The following is a 721-nucleotide window of genomic DNA, read 5'->3' on the forward strand; positions in this document are numbered from 1 at the left end:
TCGGCAACGTCATGATCAGCTCCTGCACAACCCAGCGAGACCCTTCATCACGACCGACGCCAGAACATATGGAACCTACAGAATCGCCCATCAATCAGCGTCCCCGAGCAGAGGCTCGGTTTACCTCCGACAGGTGATCGGTCCTGCCTCAGCACGTACGACGGATAGGCGGAGAGGGAGGGCAGCCCCTGTGCCCAGCTACGGCTCACGGCGTTTCACCTACCTCAAAACCGCTGAGTCAGCATCGGCCAGCGCGAACACCCTCACCCAAGTGCACCGGAAGTGGCAGCTGAGCTACAAGAGAGCCTGAGGGGGGAGGGGGCGGGGAGGGACTGTGTTCAGCCCCCGGACCCTTTAGCAAAAGCCCAGGTCAAGGCGTTTTCACTGACCTGACAGGGGCTGGAGGGGCTGAACACTCGGGTTACTAACGTACTTGCGTGCGAGGATATGCGGGCGCGCACGAAATCACACACAGAAGGTCCATCCTTCAACAACAAGGTTCCAGGCGTCTGATAACTGGAAAACTCAGCCCCTCCAGCCCCTGCAGCTCAGACACTAAGTAGCTCTGACCTGCATAAATAGATTGGTTAAGAGCTAGGGATGGATACACCCTGAGCCCCTGCTGAAAGCCTTCAGCCCCTCCCGAGACCCTCTCCCGCCCTTCAGGGGGGGGGCAGTCCCACCTGAACCAATGACCCCGGGGTTCCGGCAGGACGGGGCA

Source organism: Kitasatospora sp. NPDC058243 (assembly GCF_042882025.1).
GTDB lineage: Bacteria > Actinomycetota > Actinomycetes > Streptomycetales > Streptomycetaceae > Kitasatospora.